Origin of the sequence: Pyrodictium delaneyi, assembly GCF_001412615.1 — an archaeon.
GTDB classification, from domain to species: Archaea; Thermoproteota; Thermoprotei_A; order Sulfolobales; family Pyrodictiaceae; genus Pyrodictium; species Pyrodictium delaneyi.
In genome coordinates, this window is the sequence record NZ_CP013011.1 from 1,251,735 (window position 1) to 1,271,621 (window position 19,887).

The window sequence follows — 19,887 nt, forward strand, 5'->3', positions numbered from 1 at the left end:
ATGTTGTCATCACCTGCGAGTTTTAAGTATAACTGTAATAGTATCAAACGAAATATAATAGAAACTAATTCGGTAAAAATATGCTGTTAGATAACAAGGATACATCAAATGTGGATGTCAATAGCAGACAGATGATTTAGTAGAGATAGGGTTCAGAATGCAGTATTATAGAGAACGAAATTCTCCCGTCAAGAGAAATGGTATGAAAATACTTGATATAGGCCAAGAAAATAATTGAACGCAATGAATTCCGGCACTATGGAGTTTAGAGTACCATTCTCTTGAGCTCTCTTGCGAGTCTCTCGTACCGCCTTATATCCTCTGGTGTGAGGCTAGGCTGTACAGCCTTCAGCGCCTTCTCGAAGTGCTCCATCTTTACCACCGTCGTGGTAGGCTTCTTGTTCTTCTTGAAGGCCTCTCTCACAGCTATCATCGCTGCCTCGCGGCAGACGGCTTCCAGGTCTGCGCCAGTGTAGCCCTCAGTCTTCTCCGCGATCTTCTCCAGGTCTACGTCGTCTGCTAGCGGCATCTTCCTGGTGTGTATCCGGAGTATCTCTAGACGAGCCTTCTTGTCTGGCGGCGGTACGTAGATGAGCCTGTCGAACCGGCCTGGCCGGAGCAGTGCTGGGTCGAGTATGTCCGGCCTATTCGTAGCAGCTATCACGACCACATGCTGTAGCGGCTCGATGCCATCCATCTCTGTTAGCAGCTGGTTGACTATACGGTCTGTGACACCGCTAGTATCGTGCCTCATGCCGCGCGCCGGTGCTATCGCGTCTATCTCGTCGAAGAATATGATGGTCGGTGCTACCTGGCGTGCGCGCCGGAATATCTGGCGGATAGCCTTCTCGCTTTCGCCTACCCACTTGCTTAGCACCTCGGGGCCGCGTACCGCGATGAAGTTGGCTCCGCTCTCCGTGGCAGCAGCCTTGGCTAGCAGCGTCTTACCGGTGCCAGGCGGGCCAAAGAGCAGGATACCCTTAGGCGGCCTGATGCCCATTTGCTCGAAGACCTCTGGGTACTTCAGCGGCCACTCGACGGCCTCGCGGAGCTGCTGCTTAGCCTCCTCAAGACCGCCTATGTCGTCCCAGTGGACCTCCGGGACCTCGATGTAGATCTCTCTTATCAGGCTAGGCTGGATGTACTTCATCGCCTCCAGGAAGTCAGCCATAGTCACCTTTAGCTCCTTGAGCACCTCAGCGGGTATCGGCTTGTTAAGGTCTATCTTACCACTCTTGATGAACCTCCGGAGCGCGCTCATAGCGGCCTCCTTGGCTAGTGCTGCTAGGTCGGCGCCAGTGTAGCCGTGCGTCATCTCAGCGATCTTGTCGAGGTCTACGTCCTCGGCGAGAGGCATGTTGCGAACGTGTACCTGGAGTATCTCCTTGCGGGCCCTCTTGTCTGGCGGCCGTATCTCTATCTCGCGGTCGAAGCGGCCCGGTCTACGGAGTGCGGGGTCTAGCGCCTCTGGCCGGTTAGTAGCGCCTATCACTATGACGCGGCCACGGCCCTTCAGGCCATCCATGAGGGTTAGTAGCTGTGCTACTACGCGCTTTTCGACCTCGCCGGTGACCTCCTCACGGCGTGGCGCTATCGCGTCTATCTCGTCTATGAATATGATGCTTGGCGCGTTCTTCTCAGCTTCCTCGAATATCTCTCTTAGCCTCTGCTCGCTCTCGCCATAATACTTGCTCATAATCTCCGGGCCATTAATAGCTATGAAGTATGCACCAATCTCGTTGGCGAGCGCCTTCGCTAGCAGTGTCTTACCGGTGCCAGGCGGGCCATAGAGGAGTATACCCTTAGGCGGCTCGATGCCTAGGTGCTTGAATAGCTCCGGGTGCTTCATTGGGAGCTCTACTATCTCTCTTATCTTCTCCTTGGCCTCCTCTAGGTCGCCGATGTCCTCCCAGGTTACCCGTGGAATACCGCGGCGTAGTTGATCCTCGCGTACAGGTTCTTCGCGTATCTCGAGCTGTGTCTGCTCAGTTATGTAGACGAACTGTGCTGGCTGGGTCGAGACTACTACTAGTCGTAGCCCGCTGCCGAGCACCGGGATGATGATTGTCTCGCCTCTGGTGACAGGCTTCCTTATGAGGTACTCCTTCACGTATTCTACGAAGTCCCTGCTGAAGCGTATAGGCTCGGTTGGTGCCAGAACGACCCTCGTCGCGGGCTGCACGTTGGCGGCCTTTCTCACTGTTACCATGTCGCCTATGCTCGCGCCTATGGCTTCTCTTATGAAGCCGTCGATCCTTATAATGTTCCTGTCGGCTTCGTCCGGGTGGAGAGGCCAGACTTGCGCCACAGCGACGCCGCGGGGTCCCTCAATCTCTATGAAGTCACCGACCTCCACGCCGAGTTTGGCCATAGCGTCGCGGCTTATCCTTGCAATCTTCCTGCCTACATCCCTGCTACGGGCTTCGGCAACGCGGAGCTGAATCTCGGAAGGCACTCCTTTTAGCACCCCTAGAGTCTTATTGCTATAAGCGCCGGATTATATAGTCATGGTCTATGGAGTATGGGTGTAGTATTAAGTCTCCTGGAGAGGCTGGCGTCCTCTTGGGGCTCTCTGGCGTGGAGGACTACGTGTACGAGACGTGTCTAGGTCTGCGTGAGGCACTCTACGTCACGGCTAGGCTGCTATGCCAGCTAGCCCGGCAGCTAGGCTTCTGCGAGCTAGCAGACGGCGGCGAGCCCCCGCTAGAGGACGCAGCCATCCTAGTCGAGGAAGCTGGCCTAGACCCGCCGGCGCCGATGCCGAGCCTAGTCTCGAGCTGTAGCGGCGTGCTAGACGTGCTAGCCCTCCTAGGCCGCGCTGCAAACATTATCGGGGTCGAGCCACTAGCCCGCCCGCTATAGAGGATGACTCGGCTGCCGAACCTTCTTTCTAGTAGACTCCCCGGCCTCTAGAGGGCCCTGGGGCTGGGTCTTGGCTAGGACTCCCTGTCTACTCTACGCTGTATCCCCTCTACACAGCCGGGAGTTCCTGGAGAGACTCCGTAGAAGCATAGCTGATACGTACCAGGGGATAGAGCTCAGGGACGTCGGCGTTGCCACAGATCCCGAGGAGGCTGCGCGCCGTCTAAAGGGCTGCCCCTCGGCAGCCATAGTTGTCTCGACCGGGGGCACTGAGCACATAGTGCTAGGCGCTCTCGAGGCCCTCCAGGCACCCGCGCTGCTGGTAGCCCACCCTTACGCTAACAGCCTCCCCGCGCTCATGGAGGTATACCCGCTGGCCCGGCGTATGGGCGCCTCTGCGGTCTTCCTCCCTAGCCTAGACCCTGGCGACGAGCGTGCCCGCCAGAAGCTGGTACAGGGCCTGGCGGGGCTCCGTGCCGCCACGAGGCTCCGGGGCTCCCGGCTCGGGATATTCGGCCGGCCTAGTCCCTGGCTGGTCTACAGCAGGGTCGAGCCGGAGAGGCTCCGTGAGAGGCTCGGCGTAGAGCTAGTCGAGATACCCCTAGAGGAGCTCTACAGCATGTACGAGCGCGTCGAGGCCGACCCAGGGCTCTTGGAGGAGATACTTCGGGGCGCGAGCCGGGTAGAGGTGCCGCGTGGCGAGGTCTCCAAGGCCCTTAAGCTCTACGCGGCGCTCCGCCGCCTAGTAGAGGAGTACCGGCTCGACGCCTTCACGATCGAGTGCTTCAGCATCATCGGCCGGCTCCGTGTCACAGCGTGCCTAGCCCTCTCTCTGTTCAACGACAGCGGGCTAGTAGCGGGCTGCGAGGGCGATGTACCGGCGACGCTTGCGATGATGCTAGCCTCCTGGGCCTCCGGCAGACCTGGCTTTATGGCTAACCCCTCCATCATAGACTGGGACCGGGTGATGATAGCCCACTGCACGGCGGCCCGGGGCCTGGGCGTCGGTTATCGGCTGCGTACACACTTCGAGAGCGGTATGAGCGTAGGCCTGGCAGTGACGATCCCGAGGGGCCAGACAGTGACGCTGGCACGGGTAGACCCTGGGCTTACCCGGCTACGTGTCGCTCGTGGTACTGTGGAGGAGGGTGAGCCCCGTAGCGAGCTACACTGCCGGACACAGATATGGGTCAGACTAGAGGGTGGTGACGCGGAGAAGCTGTTACGGGATAGCATGGGTAATCACTACATACTAGTCCCAGGCGACTGGGTGGAAGCGCTGACAACAGCGGCTGAGATGCTCGGGCTCAGGGTAGATAGGCTGTAGCAGCAGCCGGGCGGCTCCCGCTATAGGGCTACTCGCTCTGCAGCGAACCCCTCGGGGGCACACCTTGCCCCGTTTAACCCCCGCCTATGACTTATACAGTATGGTGTAGGAGTCTCTTGGCCCACAAGCGTAGAGTAGTAATAATGGGCGCAGGTGGCCGCGACTTCCACGTGTTCAACACCATATTCCGCGACAACCCCAGCTACGAGGTAGTCGCGTTCACGGCGGCCCAGATACCCGGGATAGAGTGGCGCCGCTACCCCCCAAGCTTAGCCGGTCACCGGTACCCCGACGGTATACCGATCTACCCCGAGCGCCTCCTCCCAGAGATAGTACGGGACCAGGCTGTAGACGAGGTAGTGCTCGCCTACAGCGACCTAACCTACGAGGAGCTAGGCCACCTTATGAGTATGGCCCTCTCTACCGGCGCGAGCTTCCGCATAATAGGGCCCCGCGAGACCATGATTCCGAGCTACAAGCCCGTGATAGCTGTCACAGCTGTGAAGACAGGGGCAGGTAAGAGCTCTCTTTCCCGGGCCCTCGTCCGGGAGATCAAGTTGCGTCAGCTAGCTCCTGTAGTGGTACGGCACCCGATGGCCTACGGCGACCTCGAGGCTAGGAAGCTCATAGTAGTAATGGCGCCGGAGGATCTCACCAAGTACCCCTTGACGATCGAGGAGAGGGAGGAGTTCGAGCCATACCTCGACCTAGAGACCCCGCTCTTAGCCGGCGTAGACTACGGCCTGGTTGTGCGGGAGGCAGAGCGGCTCGGTGACGTGATAATCTGGGACGGTGGGAACAACGACTGGCCCTTCATAAGACCGGACCTCTGGGTGGTAGTAGCTGATGCCCTCCGCCCCGGCATGGAGAACTCGACCTTCCCCGGCGAAGTCAACGTGAGAATGGCGGAGATAGCGGTAATAACAAAGGCTAGCGAGGCGGGCGAGGAGAACGTGAAGCGGGTCCGCGAGAACCTCCTAAAGATAAACCCGCAGCTAGAGATAGCAGTAGCAGACCTAGAGGTCAGCGTAGACCGCCCCGAGCTAGTAGAGGGCAAAAGGGTGGTAGTCGTAGAGGATTCGCCCACAGTCACCCACGGTGGTGCACCATATGCTGCAGGCTATGTAGCGGCGAAGAAGCTAGGCGCTGAAGTAGTTGACCCGAGGCCCTATGCAGTGGGCGCGATCAAGGAGATGTACCAGCAGTACCCCCATATGGGCCCCGTAGTACCTTCAACAGGGTACACTAGGGAGCAACTTCAGAGCCTAGAGGAGACCCTCAACAGAGTGCCAGCAGACACAGTGATCGTGGCGAGCCCTGCCCGGATAGAAGAGATGATAAACATAAACAAGCCTGTAGCACGGGTAAGCTACGAGATAAAGGTGTTAGAAGGTCCGACACCGAGGGACATGGTTGATAGACTTCTAGAACGCCACCCAGTTCCCGAAGTCTAGGCCTTCTAGGCCTGTCTCCGCTACCCTTTTACTGCCCGAGATGGCTGCGAAAACCGGCACATACTCCACATTCTAATACCCTTAAATAGTGCAGGAGCCCGCGTAACAGCTATTGGCGGGAATGCCTTGACCCAGGGAGCTGATGTCATTAATAGGTTTCTAAAGACTGTTGCCGAGGTCGAAGAATCAATCAAACGCATAGAGGGCGAGCTAGACAAGGATACTGCTGCACTCTTATCAAAGGCTGATGAGGCTGCCCGTAAGCTTACCAGCGACACAGAGAAGATGATCGAGGAGTTCCGGAGCAAGCTTAACGAGGAACTTAAGAAGGAGCTAGAGAAGCTCGAAGAGGAGTTCAAGAAGAGAGAGGAGTACGAGGTATCGAGGCTTAAGGAGCAGATAGAACGTAATAGGAGCCAGGCCCTTGAGGCCGCCGTCAGTGTACTAGTGAAGGTGATACGTGGTTGAAGCTGACCTATGACATGCTTGGCGCAGAGTACCTCTACACGAAGGCTGCAGTAATCAAGGCGCAGAGCTACGAGGACGACCTGAGAGCCCTCCTAGCCCAGTACACTGGGGACGAAGCTACACTAGAGCTCTTTCGGGCAACAAAGCTAGCTAGGTTTATCCCAACCGACATGAAGGTCGTAGAGCCCAGTATAATCGAGAAAGCAGCGTTCAAGTACTATGTTGGCGTTCTAGAGGCTATCCGTGGCAGGACACCAGGCATAGCTTTCAAGATCTATGAGGCCTACCGTGCAGCCATTATAGCGCGTGACATAGAGCTGATAATAAGGATGAAGAACGTAGAAGGCAAGATAGCTGGTGCCGAGGAGCTAATCTATCCAGAGGCCGAGGAGGTTGCTAGGGCACGTAGGCTAGCAGAGGAGGATGTAGACCCTGCACGCATACTATCAGCAGCGGGTATGAACAAGGCAGCTGAAATAATTAAGAAGAGCCGTAGCATTGACTTGCTGAGCGCTGCAATAGACATTGAAATACTTAACTTCTTCAATGAGGCAAAGAAGGTGGCCAAGACAGACACTGGTAGAGACATACTAGGAGCCAGGCAGGATATGTTTGCAGCACGGACAGCGGTAACGCTTGCGACAATTCAGCTGGACAGGGAAGTTCTGGCGATGCACGAGGCTGTACTTGAAACACATAGGCTGCCTAAGCGGAAGCTTCTAGAAGCCATAGAGACGAGAGACGTTGAGACTCTGGAGAGGATACTAATTGGGGCTACTGGCGGCAAGATCGCCGAGGGACTCACGGCTCTAGATACCTTCATATCAAGCATCCGTAAAGAGAACCGGAAACGGGCTAAAAGTATATTCGTGAGAGAGATTCTCTCGCTAGATGTTATAGCAGGGCTTCTCGAGTTGCTACTTCTCGACGCCGAGGACGCCATAATAATAGCCCTATCGGGCTACAGTAAGCAGCCCAAGAGTATTGTGGCAGAGCTAGTATCATTCTAAGGGCGCTAATGTTTTTGATTCTTAGTAGCAAGTTCCGCCCCGCATATAACTCTGCTTCTAACTGGCAAGGAATCAGTCCTGCCGTAACAGCGGTGTAACGTGGACAGTGTAGACGCGACACAGACCTCTTCGTCGACTAGCTCGACTCTAGAGCCTGTGAAGTGGTAGAATGCTTGCTACTAGTCTAGAGTTCTAGCCGGGAGAGGGAATTGAGGAATAGTGTAGGGCTAGGTGGTTGAACAGTTACCATACATTATATCGTCTAAAAACGGGGATTTAGTGATGTACGGATGATTAAGTCTCCTTATCGTTTCTCGATCTCCAACTTTACTAGCTCTGGCATTCTTACCGGGCTGTACGGCCTGCCACCGTCCATGTAGAACTTGCTGAACATCTCGTAGAAGTGCAGCCTCAGCGAGTGTGCATAGGCTACTAGCGCCTCTAGACCTATTACTAGTAGGTTGCCCAGTATGTATGCTATAGCTCCTAGCACTGGTCCTGCTATGAAGGCTAGTATGGTGAAACCGAACATTAGGCCGCTGTGCGCCAGCATCAGGCCCATGATTCGCATAAACGATGCTGTATTACCTATCGCCATTAGCAGGACGTCGAATGCCTCCATTACACCGTTTACGATCCTCTCGCCGGTTGAGCCGTGGCCGAAGAGTATCGGCGATGCTAGTAGCACTAGCAGCCCTACAGTGACCATGAGCCTCACGAGTGTGCCTAGTGCAGTCTGTGGTGTCAGTGTAAGCCCAGCATCATAGAGTACTGAGCCTGCTCTCTCTATGGCGGTGCCGCCGCTGCCCACCATCCCTCCTATAACTATGGCTATCAGTATGCCGGTGAACACCAGGGACTTACCTATACCAGCTGCTAGTACCTCTTTGTCGCGCAGTAGTGCGCCATTAGCCACGGATATCCATGATGATAGTGCTAGTAGTAGAGAGCCTATCGCTAGCGACACGTATATCGCGTGGAATATGAGCAGCTTAGCTTCCTCTGCTAGTTCCTCGCCGCCATGGAGCCCTCCGGCAGCCATTTCCTTGACGAATGGATGGAGTGGGCTAGCTAGTGGCGGGTGGCCATGCCATATAGCGTCGAGCCAGCCAGCTACAGCCGGGTGTGGGCCGAAGAACTCGCCGGCGAAGAAGCCTACAGCCATCGCGGCAACGCCGAATATCATGACTAGTCTGCCTAGGTCCCGGTTGCCCATCTTCTTGTAGAAGAGGTAGTAGCCTGCTAGCAACAGCGCTAAGCCATGCCCTAGGTCAGGGAACATGAAGCCGTAGACGATGGGCAGTGTTACAGCTAGCAATGCTAGTGGTACGAACTCGCGGGGCCGTGGATGGCCAGCCATCTCTAAGAGGCTGGCAAAGGGTGTTAGCTTGGAGGGTATCGTGAAGTAGCTGGGTGGAAGCTCCTCCTCTCCGTGGCCGTGATGCCCCTCCATGGATGGTGTGGCCATTACGCCTACGTAGCCTGCGCCTAGTGATTCGAGGGTCCTCCTAAGTACTGGCTCCTTCTCGGGAGCCACGTAGCCGCTGACTACTGCTACTAGCTGTGTAAGCTTCGTTGCTTCTAGTAGGCTGAGAAGGCTCTTCGCAGCATCGATAACAGCTAGTGCTTCACGCAGCTTCGGCAGATGCCTCTTCAACACTACTGGTAGCTCGTCGAGCTCCTTCCGCACCTTCTTTAGCGCCTCGGAAGGTATTCGCGGCATATCCTCTGGTATCTCTAGGGGCGTGGCACGGTTGCGTAGGGCGGTTTTGCCGACTTCTGCCTCCAGCCATGCAGGATAAGCTACCACCACTGTGTCCATGTTGGTCTCTATGCCGGAGACGTGTAGGCCTGCTATGGCGCCTACCGTTTCTAGGTCTCTTAGGAATGCTTGTGTACGGTCAGTCGGTACACGGTAGACCTTAGCCCGGATATAGCTACCCCTCTTGAGCGCCTCTATGTCTACGTCTATGAAGCTATAGGTCTCTAGTACAGCTAGGAGTGTTGCAAGCTCGGACTCCGGGCTCTTAAGCTGGGCTAGCCTCTCTACGAGCTTCTCTATGTCTTGTATCGCGGTAGTAAGCTGCTCTATTACCCTTGATAGCCCCATGTCTGTTGTCTTGCTGAGGCGTAGAACCTGCTCGGAGACGGCCTGCTCCTCTCCTAGCCCAGTTGACTCCGCCACCTTGAGCATTTCGCGTAGCCGCTGCTCGAGCGTGTCTAGCTCGTTCTTGATGTGCCTAATCCTGGCAGAAAACTCGCTGCCAGCAGCATGCTGCTCGGGCTCAGGGTGGAAGCAGTTACACTCAGCGAGAGCCTTTAGGGCGTAGGCGAGCCGGTCTCTCGGTATAATTATGTATGTCTGGCTTGTTGACTGAGCTATTAGGGTAGCTGTGGCTGCCACAGCCAAGACACCTATCACCGCTGCCGCTGTATACCTTCCCCTCTAGCGCGGGGTTTAGCACTACAATATTTAAATATCATAGCTCTCTGCGGGTTGGCTTAGGAGAGCCTAGTCTTGGCGGCGAAGCATGTTGTCGTAATAGCTGATCCTTATACTGTCTATGCATTTCGCCTGCTAGGCGCGGAGGGCTATGCGGTAAGCTCTCCAGAAGAGGTAGCCAAGGTAATTGAGGAACTCGTTCCGCGCGAGGATATAGGTCTTGTTCTACTCTCTGCGGAGTATTACGATGAGGCACGTGAAGCTATAGAGAAGTTCCGGCGGGTGCATGGTGATGTCGTGGTCGCCCGGCTCCCTACGGTCCGTGAGCCCGGCAAGCCCATGGACGTACAAAAGGAGCTGCTAAAAGCCCTGGGCATGGGGTGACACAAGGGTGGCAGGGCCCACAACCATAAGGCTGCTTGGTGATCCGGAGAAGCTTGCTGATGAGATCACTAGGAAAGTTAGAGAAGATATAGAGGTTAAGGTGAATAGTGCGCTAGAGGCGGCAAAGAAGATAGTGGAGAGATCCTATGAGGAGAACCTTGCCAAGCTCGAGGACGAGCTAAAGAAGAGTGTGAGGAACGCCAGGGAGCAGCTCGAATCTTATTCTGCTAAGCAGGAGGTAGAGCTTAGGAAGAGGCTTGCAAGGATACGTGCAGAAGCTGTCGAGGAGATTCTGGGGCAGGCGCTCCAGCAGCTCCGCAGCAGGGTAGGGGAGGATGACTACGTAGAGTTCCTCGCAAAGAGGCTCGAAGAAGCCGTTAGTAGGGCATCCCAGCAGTCGAGTGAGCTAATAGTGGTGCCTGCTGAGAGTGACGTAGGCGCTGTACGCAAGGCCCTAAAGAAGGTGAAGACTCCTAGCGGTGTCAAGGTAGAACTAGCAGACAGCACTGTTGAGGGTATTGGTGGCTTCGTTCTCCGTACGCGTGACGGCCTTTCCCTAGACTATAGGCTCGAGGTTATTCTTGCCTCTGCTATCGAGGAGGCTAGATCCAAGATAATTGAACTCCTTTTTAGAACATAATGATCCATGGTGTATGATAGGAGGAACCTTGAGGTAAGGGAGGCGATCTACATGCCTGTGAAGGGCAGGATCATACGGGTTGCTGGCCCACTCGTAGTAGCCGAGGGTATGCAGGGCGTACAGATGTACGAAATGGTCGAGGTCGGCGAGGAGAGGCTAGTAGGCGAGGTAAACAGGATTGTAGGCGACAAGGCCTACATCCAGGTCTACGAGACGACGACCGGACTGAAGCCTGGCGAGCCCGTCTACGGCACAGGTTCGCCTCTGAGTGTCGAGCTAGGCCCAGGCATTATAGGCAAGATATATGATGGTATCCAGAGGCCGCTCGACGCCATAAGGGACAAGACCCAGAGCATATTCATACGTAGAGGTGTAAAGGTCCCGGCGCTCGATAGGAGCAAAAAGTGGCACTTCAAGCCCTCTGGTCTCCGCGTGGGAGACAAGGTCTCCGGCGGCGATGTGCTAGGCGAGGTACCGGAAACGCCACTGGTTACTCACAGAGTTCTCGTGCCTCCGGACGTGCACGGTGTGCTGCGCTGGATAGCACCAGAGGGCGAGTACACCATAGAGGAGCCTATAGCCGAAGTCGAGACGGCTGACGGCAAGAAGATAGAGATAAAGATGTACCACAAGTGGCCTGTCCGTAAGCCTAGGCCCATACTGGAGAAGTTCGAGCCTGTAGAGCCTCTCATCACCGGTCTACGTGTAATAGACACTATGTTCCCCATGGCGAAGGGTGGTACAGGCGCTATACCAGGACCCTTCGGCAGCGGTAAGACGGTCACCCTACAGAGCCTCGCTAAGTGGAGCTCCGCTAAGATCGTCATCTACATTGGCTGTGGTGAGCGAGGCAACGAGATGACCGAGGTACTAGAGTCGTTCCCCAAGCTCAAGGACCCGTGGACCGGAAGGCCCATGATGGAGCGTACAGTGCTCATAGCTAACACTAGCAACATGCCCGTAGCAGCCCGTGAGGCAAGCATATACACCGGCATAACCATAGCCGAGTACTACCGCGACATGGGCTACGACACTCTACTCGTGGCAGACTCTACGAGCCGCTGGGCCGAGGCTCTACGTGAGATAGCTGGCCGTCTAGAGGAGATGCCCGCTGAGGAGGGCTACCCGAGCTACCTAGCCTCGAGGCTAGCCGAGTTCTACAGCCGTGCAGGCCGTGTACGTGTACCAGGTAAGCCTGAGCGTATCGGCAGCGTAACAGTGGTAGGCGCCGTATCCCCGCCGGGCGGCGACTTCACAGAGCCAGTCACAGCCAACACTAAGCGCTTCATACGAGTATTCTGGGCCCTTGACGCTAAGCTAGCCTACAGCAGGCACTACCCGGCAATCAACTGGCTGCTAAGCTACTCCGCCTACGTAGACACGGTAGCTAAGTGGTGGCACGAGAACGTAAGCCCCAAGTGGCGCGAGTACAGAGACCTAGCCTATGAGCTACTACTCCGTGAGGACGAGCTAAGAGACATCGTGAGGCTAGTCGGTACTGAGGGCCTCAGCGAGAAGGACAAGCTCATCCTAGAAGTAGCCCGTATAATAAGGGAGGGCTTCCTCCAGCAGAACGCCTTCGACAAGATAGACGCGTTTGCTACTCCGCAGAAGCAGTGGAAGCAGCTAGAGACAATAATAGAGTTCTACCACGCCGCGCTAGACGCGATACAGCACGGCGTCACCGTGAAGGAGATACGCGAGAAGCTTGCAGACAAGATACGCGCATTCATCATGGCGAGGTATAACGTGCCTAACGACAAGATAGAGGAGATCGATAAGATAAAGCAAGAGCTACTCAAGGGTATCGAGGAGCTAGTAAAGAAGCACGGAGGAGCCGCAGCACTCGCTCAAACAGCCTAGCACTGACATGGCCAGATACTTTGCCTTTTTACTCGAAAACGTGTACAATTCCGTGATGAACCCTTCGAAGCTTCAAGATACGCACGTACACCCGGGGCAAGCTGGTTGGCCGGGTAAAAGTGGGGCCGTGTGGTGATCGGGCTTGGCGGCATCCGAGTCCAAGGTCATACGTGAATACGAGAACATTCGTGAGATACGTGGTCCACTGGTAATAGTCGAGGGTATAAGTGATGCAGCTTACGACGAGATAGTAGAGGTCGAGCTCCCTAGCGGCGAGAGACGCCGCGGCCGTGTACTGGAGACGGCTAGGGGCTATGCAGTAGTCCAGGTGTTCGAGGGTACAACAGGAGTAACAGCAGTGGGTACCAAGGTACGCTTCCTCGCTAGGACACTCGAGGTAAAGGTATCCGACGAGATGCTCGGTAGAGTGTTTAACGGCCTAGGCGACCCAATAGACGGTGGTCCACCGATAACTAGCGGCGTATGGCGCGACATTAACGGCGATCCTCTAAACCCTGCTACACGTGCTTACCCCGAGGACTTTATCCAGACGGGTGTATCCGCTATAGACGGCATGAACACGATGGTGCGTGGCCAGAAGCTGCCAATCTTTAGCGGCGCTGGCCTGCCGCACAACAAGCTAGCCGTGCAGATAGCTAGGCAGGCTACCGTGCGCAGCGGCGAGGAGTTCGCAGTAGTCTTCGCAGCGATAGGCGTGATGCACGACGACGCACTCTTCTTCAAGAAGTTCTTCGAGGAGACCGGCGCAATCAAGAGAGCAGCACTCTTCATAAACCTAGCCGACGAGCCGGCATCCGTCCGTCTAATCACGCCACGTATAGCCCTAACCCTAGCCGAGCACCTAGCCTTCGACCTAGGCATGCACGTACTAGTCATACTAACAGACATGACCAACTACGCTGAGGCTCTCCGCGAGATAAGCGCTGCACGCGAAGAGGTACCCGGCAGGCAGGGCTACCCAGGCTACATGTACAGCGACCTCGCAAGCATATACGAGCGTGCCGGCCGCGCACACGGCCGCAAGGGTAGTATTACTCAGATGCCTATACTCACGATGCCTAACGATGATATTACTCACCCGATTCCCGACCTTACAGGCTATATTACTGAGGGCCAGATTGTGCTTAGCCGTGAGCTCTATAACCGTGGTATCTACCCGCCGATAAACGTGCTAATGAGCCTATCGAGGCTGATGAAGGAGGGTATCGGCCCCGGAAAAACCAGAGAAGACCACGCCAACGTCTCGGACCAGCTATACGCGGCCTACAGCCGTGCGGTAGAGCTAAGAAGCCTTGCAGCCATCGTCGGCGAGGAGAGCCTAAGCGAGGTAGACCGCAAGTACCTGCGGTTTGCTGAGGCTTTCGAGCAGCGCTTCCTCAAGCAGGACTTCTACGAGAACCGCAGCATAGAGGAGACCCTCGACATCGCCTGGGAAGTACTATCAATACTACCAGAAAGCGAGCTATACAGGATCAAGGACGAGTTCATACGCAAATACCACCCCAAGTACCGCAAGAAGGCAGCCAGCGAGACCAGCTCCTAGCACCCTTTACACAATCCAGTACAACGTGTCTAGCAGAATGTTTTGAGGCACATATCGCAGCTCGTACCCCAGTATAGAGGTGAATACTGCATTGGTGTCAACGTTCGGCGGCGGTTCAAAAGTGCTGCCTACTAAGATCAACCTTATCCGCCTACGACGTGAACTACGTAACATGAAGAGAATCAGGAAGGTTATCGAGGAGAAAAGAGACGTCCTTATCCTCTACATACGGCAGCTAGGCAAGGAGTATCAGGAAGCCTATAACGAGGTTGCTGAGACCCTAGCCGAGGCCTACCGTAACTTCTTCGTGGCCCTAATGTCTAGTGGCGGTCTTGAACAGGCGAAGCCAATACTAGAGGCTATGCCCTCGAGCCTCCAGGTAGACGTTACTACGCGCATCCTATTTGCGGTGAAGACGCCGGCATACAAGCTCCGCGAGGACACTATCCCACCCATGCCGGTATCAGCGGCGAGGTTGTCTCCTACACTACTACAGGCTCGTGAAAAGCTCATAGAGGCTCTAAGGAGCTTACTACGCGTCGTTGAGGCCGAGGCTGCGCTAGTAAGGCTCCTAGAAGAGCTAAAGGATACACAGAGACTGCTGAACGCTCTCGACTATAACATAATACCAACGTATGAGAACAACATCAAGTACATAAGGCTGGTGCTCGACGACCGTATGAGAGAGGAGGTAATAAGGCTCAAGACGCTCAAGAGGAGGCTAGCCAAGCTCCGCGGCGGCGAGGGCCTCGCCTAAACCTTTTCCACACCGAGCCCCTTCTTCTCAGCAAACATCTTGATGATGCTGCGTATCCTGGATGGTATCTTTGAGTAGAGTATCGTATCCACAGGGTCCATACTCTTCTCTACGGCTTGTTTTAGTAGCTCCTCGTTTAGGTTCTCTAAGACGTGTTTGGAGAATATATGTGTGTAACATACACCTTTTTCTAGTATAGCCTTTGTGTGCTTTGCCGGGTAATGTGTGTCGCCTACGCCTATAGCCACCTTGCTGCAGGGCTCGTTTAGCCAGCCACGCAGCAGTACATTGTAAACAGTTTCTGCCATTGCCATGTGCGTGTCTCGGCGTCTCCACTCGTTCTCGCTACTACCAATCTCTATGAACACTATTGGCCTGGCTAGGCTGGTTGGGCCGTGATGAGTCGCCTCGAGGCTTAGGCTAAACTCGCCGAGCAACCCCGTCTTCTCCGCTACACGCTTGTACTCACGCAGCAGCGAGGCCATGAGCCTGGGCCAAGTGTAGGATAACTCGTAGGGCCGGCCCCCGTAGGGTGCTTCCGGGCCAGGGTTACCCGTATAGTGGACTGTGAGCGTCGGTTTGCCGCCGCTATGTCGGCTCAACACTATGTATGCTGCGGTTTTGCTGGGCGCTATCTCGTCAAGGAAATCCATATGTATAGAGTCGTCCCTGAACCCGGCGAGATAGACGCTTAGCCCCGGCTCGTAGAGGCACGAGACAGCTCTGTCAAGGCTACACTTCTCCCAGTCTGAGAGCCTGGCAAGAGCCTCTGCAGCACCGCTCCCAGCAGGGTCGGATACCGAGTATACAACCAGGATACGTCTATCTCTATTCTCCATGGACACTAGCGGCACCCCTCGGGGTGCGGCATTTTCCTGACATAGCTATAATACTTGGCTGATGGGCACTGATGCTGGTAACCTTTTTTATCTTCGCGTCACGTACACGCTCAACCGGTGCAAACAATGAGGATTTGGCCCAGCCTACTAGTGGCTCTTACGGCAATAATTCTGTTAGCCCTAGTCCCAGTAGCCCATGCAGAAGAAGCTGGTGCAGCTAGCATGGCGACAAATAAGGCAATAGCTGCAGCTGTCGCTATGGGTGTTAGCGCTCTCGGTGCCGGTTACGCGCTCGCAAAGGCTGGTGCTGCTGCCAGCGCTGCTGCTGCTGAGAGGCCCGAGGTTGCAGGTAGGCTGCTAATCTACCTAGTACTTGGCGAGGGTATCGCCATATATGGCCTACTAGTAGCCATACTCATAATATTCGCTGCATAACACCCGGTAGACTTGCAGCCCGGATCACTATAAGCCGTTAGAAGCAGAGGATCATTTTTTAACAGTAGCTGGTCGGCTGGCTCCTCTGACACCACAGCTTCATAGGTGAGAGCCCGTTCTCTACACCTGCTAGCACTGTATGCCGTTGAGCGTGTTGTAGTGGAGGACTTTCTCCCCTTTAGAGCCGAGGTATAGCTACATAAAGCTAGGGTTCCAAAGCTAAGGGCTTCCGGGGTAGAAGTCTTGCCGGCCGAGAGAAAACGCTGGAGCCAGGAGTTCTCACGCTGGTTCGACTGGGTGCTAGAGGAGGCAGAGATCTACGACTACGGCCGCTACCCCGTCAAGGGTATGGGCATCTGGATGCCCTACGGCTACCAGATTCGGCGCCGTGTCGTCGAACTCATCCGTGACGTCCTTGACGAGAAGGGGCACGAGGAAGTCCTCTTCCCCCTGCTTATACCCGAGACTCTGCTCCGCAAGGAGAGCGAGCATATTCGCGGCTTCGAGGGCGAGGTCTATTGGGTGACGCATGGCGGTACAGAGCCTCTTGACATTAAGCTAGCTCTGCGCCCAACGAGCGAAACGAGTATAACCTACATGGAGAGCTTCTGGATAAAGAGCTACAAGCAGCTCCCCCGGAAGTTCTACCAGATAGTCAGCATATTCCGCTACGAGACCAAGGCTACCCGGCCGCTGATAAGGCTCCGCGAAGTAACCACGTTCAAGGAAGCCCACACAGTCCATGTAGACTTCGAGGATGCCGACCGCCAGGTAGCCGAGGCAATAGAGCTCTACAAGCGTATATTCGACGAGCTAGGCATACCCTACGTGATAAGCAGGAGACCCGAGTGGGACAAATTCGCCGGCGCAATCTACACAGTGGCATTCGACACCGTTATGCCCGATGGGCGTACGCTCCAGATAGGCACAGCACACCACCTAGGCCAGAACTTCACCATACCCTTCGAGGTCCGGATACAGCTCCCCGATGAGAGCCTCGACTACGCCTGGCAAACAAGCTACGGGCTAAGTGACCGTGTAGTAGCCACAGTGATAGCCATACACGGTGACGACCGCGGCGCAGTACTACCGCCCATAGTAGCGCCCATCCAGGTAGTGGTAGTCCCTATACCTGCCCGGGACGAGGAGCAACGAAAACGACTCCAAGACTACATAGGCGAAGTAGAGGAGAAGCTACGCCGGCTAGGTGTGCGCTACCGGATCGACGACCGGGAGGACGTGAGGCCCGGCAGAAAGTTCTACGAGTGGGAGGCCCGCGGCGTACCAGTAAGAATAGAGGTTGGGCCACGCGAGGCCGAGACACGCACCCTGGTGCTAGCCAGGCGCGACACCCTCGAGAAGACCACTATAAGCATAGACGAGCTAGAGAAGAAGCTACCCGAACTCCTTGAGGACATAGCCCGGAGCCTCCGCGAGCGCGCGTGGAACTGGCTTCAGAGCAAAGTAAAGCGTGTCGAGACCGTCGAGGAGGCTCGCTGCGTCATAGAGGAGGAGAGGGGCATAGTAGAGCTGCCGTGGTGTGGCCGCGAGGAATGCGGCCTCCGGCTAGAAGAGAGCATAGACGCAGGCGTCCTTGGCTCGCCGCTCGAGAGGCCCGAGTGGGTCAGGGGCAAACAGTGCCCCGTATGCGGCCAGCCTGCTGTGACGAGTATAAGGCTCGCGAAGAAATACTAGCACCACCACCCGTCTCCAGGTAGAGGCGGAGAGCCTTTTCCAACACCTTGCCTAGGTCTCCGTGCCCCTCTCTCCGCGCAGCCTTCTCCAGAGCCTCCGCCTCCTCGTCGCTCAGCGCAACCGCTACCAGGACCTTTGCCACAGCTCCCCTCCCCGCACGTTCTAGAGGGTATGGTGCTACCTTTAGAAACTGGTAGCCTCACAGCCTGACAGGCAACTAGAAGACTCTAGGCAAGGAGTCCGGTAACACCAGTGAGCGAGTCTAGGGCTAGCAGCTGTTGGCTATACAGCCACCAGTATTAGGTGCTTCAGCGGCCTGGCTCAGCCCATCGGCCCCTAGGCAGGGGCCTATGGCCGCTTTTAACCGTCATCACTAGCCCATCGGTATCCTAGAATTGCCGGAGAGGGTGTAATATTACTGGTACTCCTGAAGCCTCGAGACTAGCCGGTGTAGTGCATCCTATGTCTACAGCACCAGTGTTTGACAGGCTATGGCGCCGCTACAACGACTGGTATACCCGTAACCAGGTGCTCGCCGAGAACGAGCTACGTGCGGTAAGAGCCCTTGGGTCTCCGAGGCAGGGGGCTAGAGGTCGGCGTAGGCACAGGTTGGTTCGCATCCAGGCTCAGCGTCGAATACGGCGTGGATCCGAGCCCGGGGATGCTACGCGTAGCCCGTAGCCGTGGCGTGGAGGCAGTCCTCGGCGTCGGGGAGAATCTACCCTTCCGCAGCAATGTTTTCGACTACGTATTGCTCATTGTAACTCTCTGCTTTGTAGACGAGCCAGCAGCAGTGCTCCAGGAGGCAGCCCGTGTAGCAAAGCCGGGCGGCGCCGTAGCAGCCTGCATCGTGCCACGCGACAGCATGTGGGGCCGCTACTACATGGAGCAACGCCGTAACAACCCCTTCTACGCCGTAGCCAGATTCTACACAGTCAGGGAGATAGAAGCCATTATGCGGGAGGCAGGGCTAATAGTGGAGGCCTACAGCTCGGTTCTCCGATTCCCGCCATGGGCCGAGCCCCGCGTCGAGGAGCCGGAGCCCACGCCCAAAGGAGGCTTCGTATGCATAAAGGCTAGGAGGAGCCAGCCTCTCCCCCGAGCCGCTTTAGCGCGTTAATGTAGGCCACGACGTGGCTAGCGAGGTAGCTGCAAGGCCCGATGCTCGCGTAGCCGTCAACTGGCAAACCCTCCGGTGGATCGACGCGGAGCCCCAGCAGGTACATGGTGCCGGGAACGTGACCCTGTAGTCTCTCCCCCTTCTCGCTGAGTTGGAGCACTCGGTACCCCTGGCCCCGGAGCATCTCTAGCAGCTCTGGGAGCCGGGGCGCAGGCTCGACTCGGTGGCAGACCTGGCCTCGGAGTGCCTGGACGAGTACCTCCCCGGACTCGTGCTCGTAGATCATCACATCCGGGAGGCAGCCCGGCTCGAAAACAAGCAGGAGGGGTTCATCGGAGTCCAGGTAGACAAGGAGAGCACTATCTCTCTCCAATGTGCCCCCGGGATAGAGTGCCGCGAGAAGTACACGTGCGGCGATATCCAGGCGGCCGTAGCCCACGAGGCCTTTCCACCGCCGGGGCGGAGGCCCCTCCGGCCGCCTCCCATAGGCGATCCAGACAGTATCAAGCGACCCGGTAGAGACGGAGTCTAGGATCTTGCTGGAAATGGTCAAACCCTGGCAGCCCCCATGGTTGGTGGAGCTGACCGTAACGGGGGCACATATAGGAGGTGAGTATCGGTCTAACGAGATCAGTCTAGGGTTCCTGCCAAAAACCTGGGGAGCGGAGGCCCCCGCAGGGGCGTAGAGTAGACTGTACGTGGGATGGCTGAGAAGAGGCCTTAGATTACTGGGCCACGTACGGCCTTGCGCTCCTCTTCGGGCCTGACCTTTACTAGGCCGTAGTGGACAGCGCAGCTGACACAGTAGCACTTCTCTACAGGATACCTCATTATGATGGCGCCTCTCTTTTCAAGCTCGCGGGCTAGCTGGGGGTCTACTGGGGTGTACCACCTGGTGACACAGATCGCCTTGTCGCGGGGGATTATCCTGCCGCAGTTGTCGCACTGAACAGTGCGGGTGTGTCCCTTGGATCCCTTGTGCCTACCCCTGTTCTGCCTCTTCTTGGGCATCCTAGCCCCCATGCA

Annotated in this window: 19 protein-coding genes; 13 read left to right on the forward strand and 6 right to left on the reverse strand. The window is 56.2% G+C overall.

Going from position 1 to position 19,887, the window contains the following annotated elements; genetic code table 11:
* Window positions 1-265: 265 nt before the first annotated feature.
* The gene (locus tag Pyrde_RS06440; RefSeq protein WP_055410822.1) at window positions 266-2,455 is read right to left on the reverse strand and encodes a CDC48 family AAA ATPase; all 2,190 of its coding nucleotides are present in this window, start codon (window positions 2,453-2,455) and stop codon (window positions 266-268) included.
* Window positions 2,456-2,562: 107 nt separating this feature from the next.
* On the opposite strand from Pyrde_RS06440, the gene Pyrde_RS06445 reads away from it, so the two are divergent.
* The 5 genes from Pyrde_RS06445 (at window position 2,563) to Pyrde_RS06465 (ending at window position 7,121) form a co-directional block, all read left to right on the forward strand.
* On the forward strand, window positions 2,563-2,862 hold the full coding sequence (locus Pyrde_RS06445; RefSeq protein WP_143522237.1) for a hypothetical protein: 300 nt from the start codon (window positions 2,563-2,565) through the stop codon (window positions 2,860-2,862).
* A 70-nt stretch (window positions 2,863-2,932) separates the two neighbouring features.
* The gene (locus Pyrde_RS06450) at window positions 2,933-4,189 is read left to right on the forward strand and encodes a hypothetical protein (RefSeq protein WP_055409209.1); all 1,257 of its coding nucleotides are present in this window, start codon (window positions 2,933-2,935) and stop codon (window positions 4,187-4,189) included.
* Window positions 4,190-4,332: 143 nt separating this feature from the next.
* Complete coding sequence (locus tag Pyrde_RS06455; protein ID WP_372435199.1) at window positions 4,333-5,643, forward strand: cyclic 2,3-diphosphoglycerate synthase; 1,311 nt, start codon at window positions 4,333-4,335, stop codon at window positions 5,641-5,643.
* A gap of 126 nt (window positions 5,644-5,769) precedes the next feature.
* Window positions 5,770-6,111 carry a hypothetical protein gene (locus tag Pyrde_RS06460; protein ID WP_055409212.1) on the forward strand — a complete coding sequence of 114 codons (342 nt, stop codon included), beginning with the start codon at window positions 5,770-5,772 and terminating at the stop codon, window positions 6,109-6,111.
* A complete protein-coding gene (locus Pyrde_RS06465) occupies window positions 6,108-7,121 on the forward strand; it encodes a hypothetical protein (protein WP_055409214.1) in 1,014 nt (337 codons plus the stop codon). Before Pyrde_RS06460 ends, Pyrde_RS06465 begins: the two co-directional genes overlap by 4 nt.
* Window positions 7,122-7,425: 304 nt before the next feature.
* Here the strand turns inward: Pyrde_RS06465 and Pyrde_RS06470 are convergent, their stop codons facing one another.
* A complete protein-coding gene (locus tag Pyrde_RS06470) occupies window positions 7,426-9,525 on the reverse strand; it encodes a V-type ATPase 116kDa subunit family protein (RefSeq protein WP_231656833.1) in 2,100 nt (699 codons plus the stop codon).
* Between the two features lie 114 nt (window positions 9,526-9,639).
* On the opposite strand from Pyrde_RS06470, the gene Pyrde_RS06475 reads away from it, so the two are divergent.
* The 5 genes from Pyrde_RS06475 (at window position 9,640) to Pyrde_RS06495 (ending at window position 14,772) form a co-directional block, all read left to right on the forward strand.
* Window positions 9,640-9,948: a V-type ATP synthase subunit F gene (locus Pyrde_RS06475; protein WP_055409218.1), complete on the forward strand. Its 309-nt coding sequence runs from the start codon at window positions 9,640-9,642 to the stop codon at window positions 9,946-9,948.
* 7 nt (window positions 9,949-9,955) lie between these two features.
* Window positions 9,956-10,588 carry a V-type ATP synthase subunit E gene (locus Pyrde_RS06480; protein WP_055409219.1) on the forward strand — a complete coding sequence of 211 codons (633 nt, stop codon included), beginning with the start codon at window positions 9,956-9,958 and terminating at the stop codon, window positions 10,586-10,588.
* A gap of 51 nt (window positions 10,589-10,639) precedes the next feature.
* Complete coding sequence (locus Pyrde_RS06485; RefSeq protein ID WP_055410823.1) at window positions 10,640-12,451, forward strand: ATP synthase subunit A; 1,812 nt, start codon at window positions 10,640-10,642, stop codon at window positions 12,449-12,451.
* A gap of 142 nt (window positions 12,452-12,593) precedes the next feature.
* Complete coding sequence (locus Pyrde_RS06490; protein WP_197272656.1) at window positions 12,594-14,015, forward strand: V-type ATP synthase subunit B; 1,422 nt, start codon at window positions 12,594-12,596, stop codon at window positions 14,013-14,015.
* Window positions 14,016-14,109: 94 nt separating this feature from the next.
* The gene (locus Pyrde_RS06495) at window positions 14,110-14,772 is read left to right on the forward strand and encodes a V-type ATP synthase subunit D (RefSeq protein WP_055410827.1); all 663 of its coding nucleotides are present in this window, start codon (window positions 14,110-14,112) and stop codon (window positions 14,770-14,772) included.
* On the opposite strand, the gene Pyrde_RS06500 is transcribed toward Pyrde_RS06495, so the two are convergent.
* Complete coding sequence (locus Pyrde_RS06500) at window positions 14,769-15,611, reverse strand: D-aminoacyl-tRNA deacylase (protein WP_055409221.1); 843 nt, start codon at window positions 15,609-15,611, stop codon at window positions 14,769-14,771. The genes Pyrde_RS06495 and Pyrde_RS06500 overlap by 4 nt on opposite strands.
* A gap of 126 nt (window positions 15,612-15,737) precedes the next feature.
* Between Pyrde_RS06500 and Pyrde_RS06505 the strand changes: the two genes are divergently transcribed.
* Window positions 15,738-16,046 (forward strand): ATP synthase subunit c family protein, encoded by a 309-nt coding sequence (locus Pyrde_RS06505; RefSeq protein ID WP_055409223.1) that lies wholly within the window; start codon window positions 15,738-15,740, stop codon window positions 16,044-16,046.
* A 243-nt stretch (window positions 16,047-16,289) separates the two neighbouring features.
* Window positions 16,290-17,741: a proline--tRNA ligase gene (gene proS / locus Pyrde_RS06510; protein WP_055409224.1), complete on the forward strand. Its 1,452-nt coding sequence runs from the start codon at window positions 16,290-16,292 to the stop codon at window positions 17,739-17,741.
* Here proS and Pyrde_RS10680 read toward each other — a convergent pair.
* Entirely contained in the window at window positions 17,671-17,883 is a 213-nt protein-coding gene (locus Pyrde_RS10680) for a ribbon-helix-helix protein, CopG family (RefSeq protein WP_143522246.1), read from the reverse strand. The genes proS and Pyrde_RS10680 overlap by 71 nt on opposite strands.
* Before the next feature lie 423 nt (window positions 17,884-18,306).
* Between Pyrde_RS10680 and Pyrde_RS06515 the strand changes: the two genes are divergently transcribed.
* Window positions 18,307-18,861, forward strand: coding sequence for a class I SAM-dependent methyltransferase (locus tag Pyrde_RS06515; protein WP_055409226.1), 555 nt, complete (start codon window positions 18,307-18,309; stop codon window positions 18,859-18,861).
* Here the strand turns inward: Pyrde_RS06515 and Pyrde_RS06520 are convergent.
* Window positions 18,818-19,414, reverse strand: a complete 597-nt coding sequence (locus Pyrde_RS06520) for an RNA methyltransferase (RefSeq protein WP_143522245.1) — start codon at window positions 19,412-19,414, stop codon at window positions 18,818-18,820. The genes Pyrde_RS06515 and Pyrde_RS06520 overlap by 44 nt on opposite strands.
* A gap of 167 nt (window positions 19,415-19,581) precedes the next feature.
* Window positions 19,582-19,872 (reverse strand): 30S ribosomal protein S26e, encoded by a 291-nt coding sequence (locus Pyrde_RS06525; protein ID WP_055410829.1) that lies wholly within the window; start codon window positions 19,870-19,872, stop codon window positions 19,582-19,584.
* Window positions 19,873-19,887 lie beyond the last annotated feature (15 nt).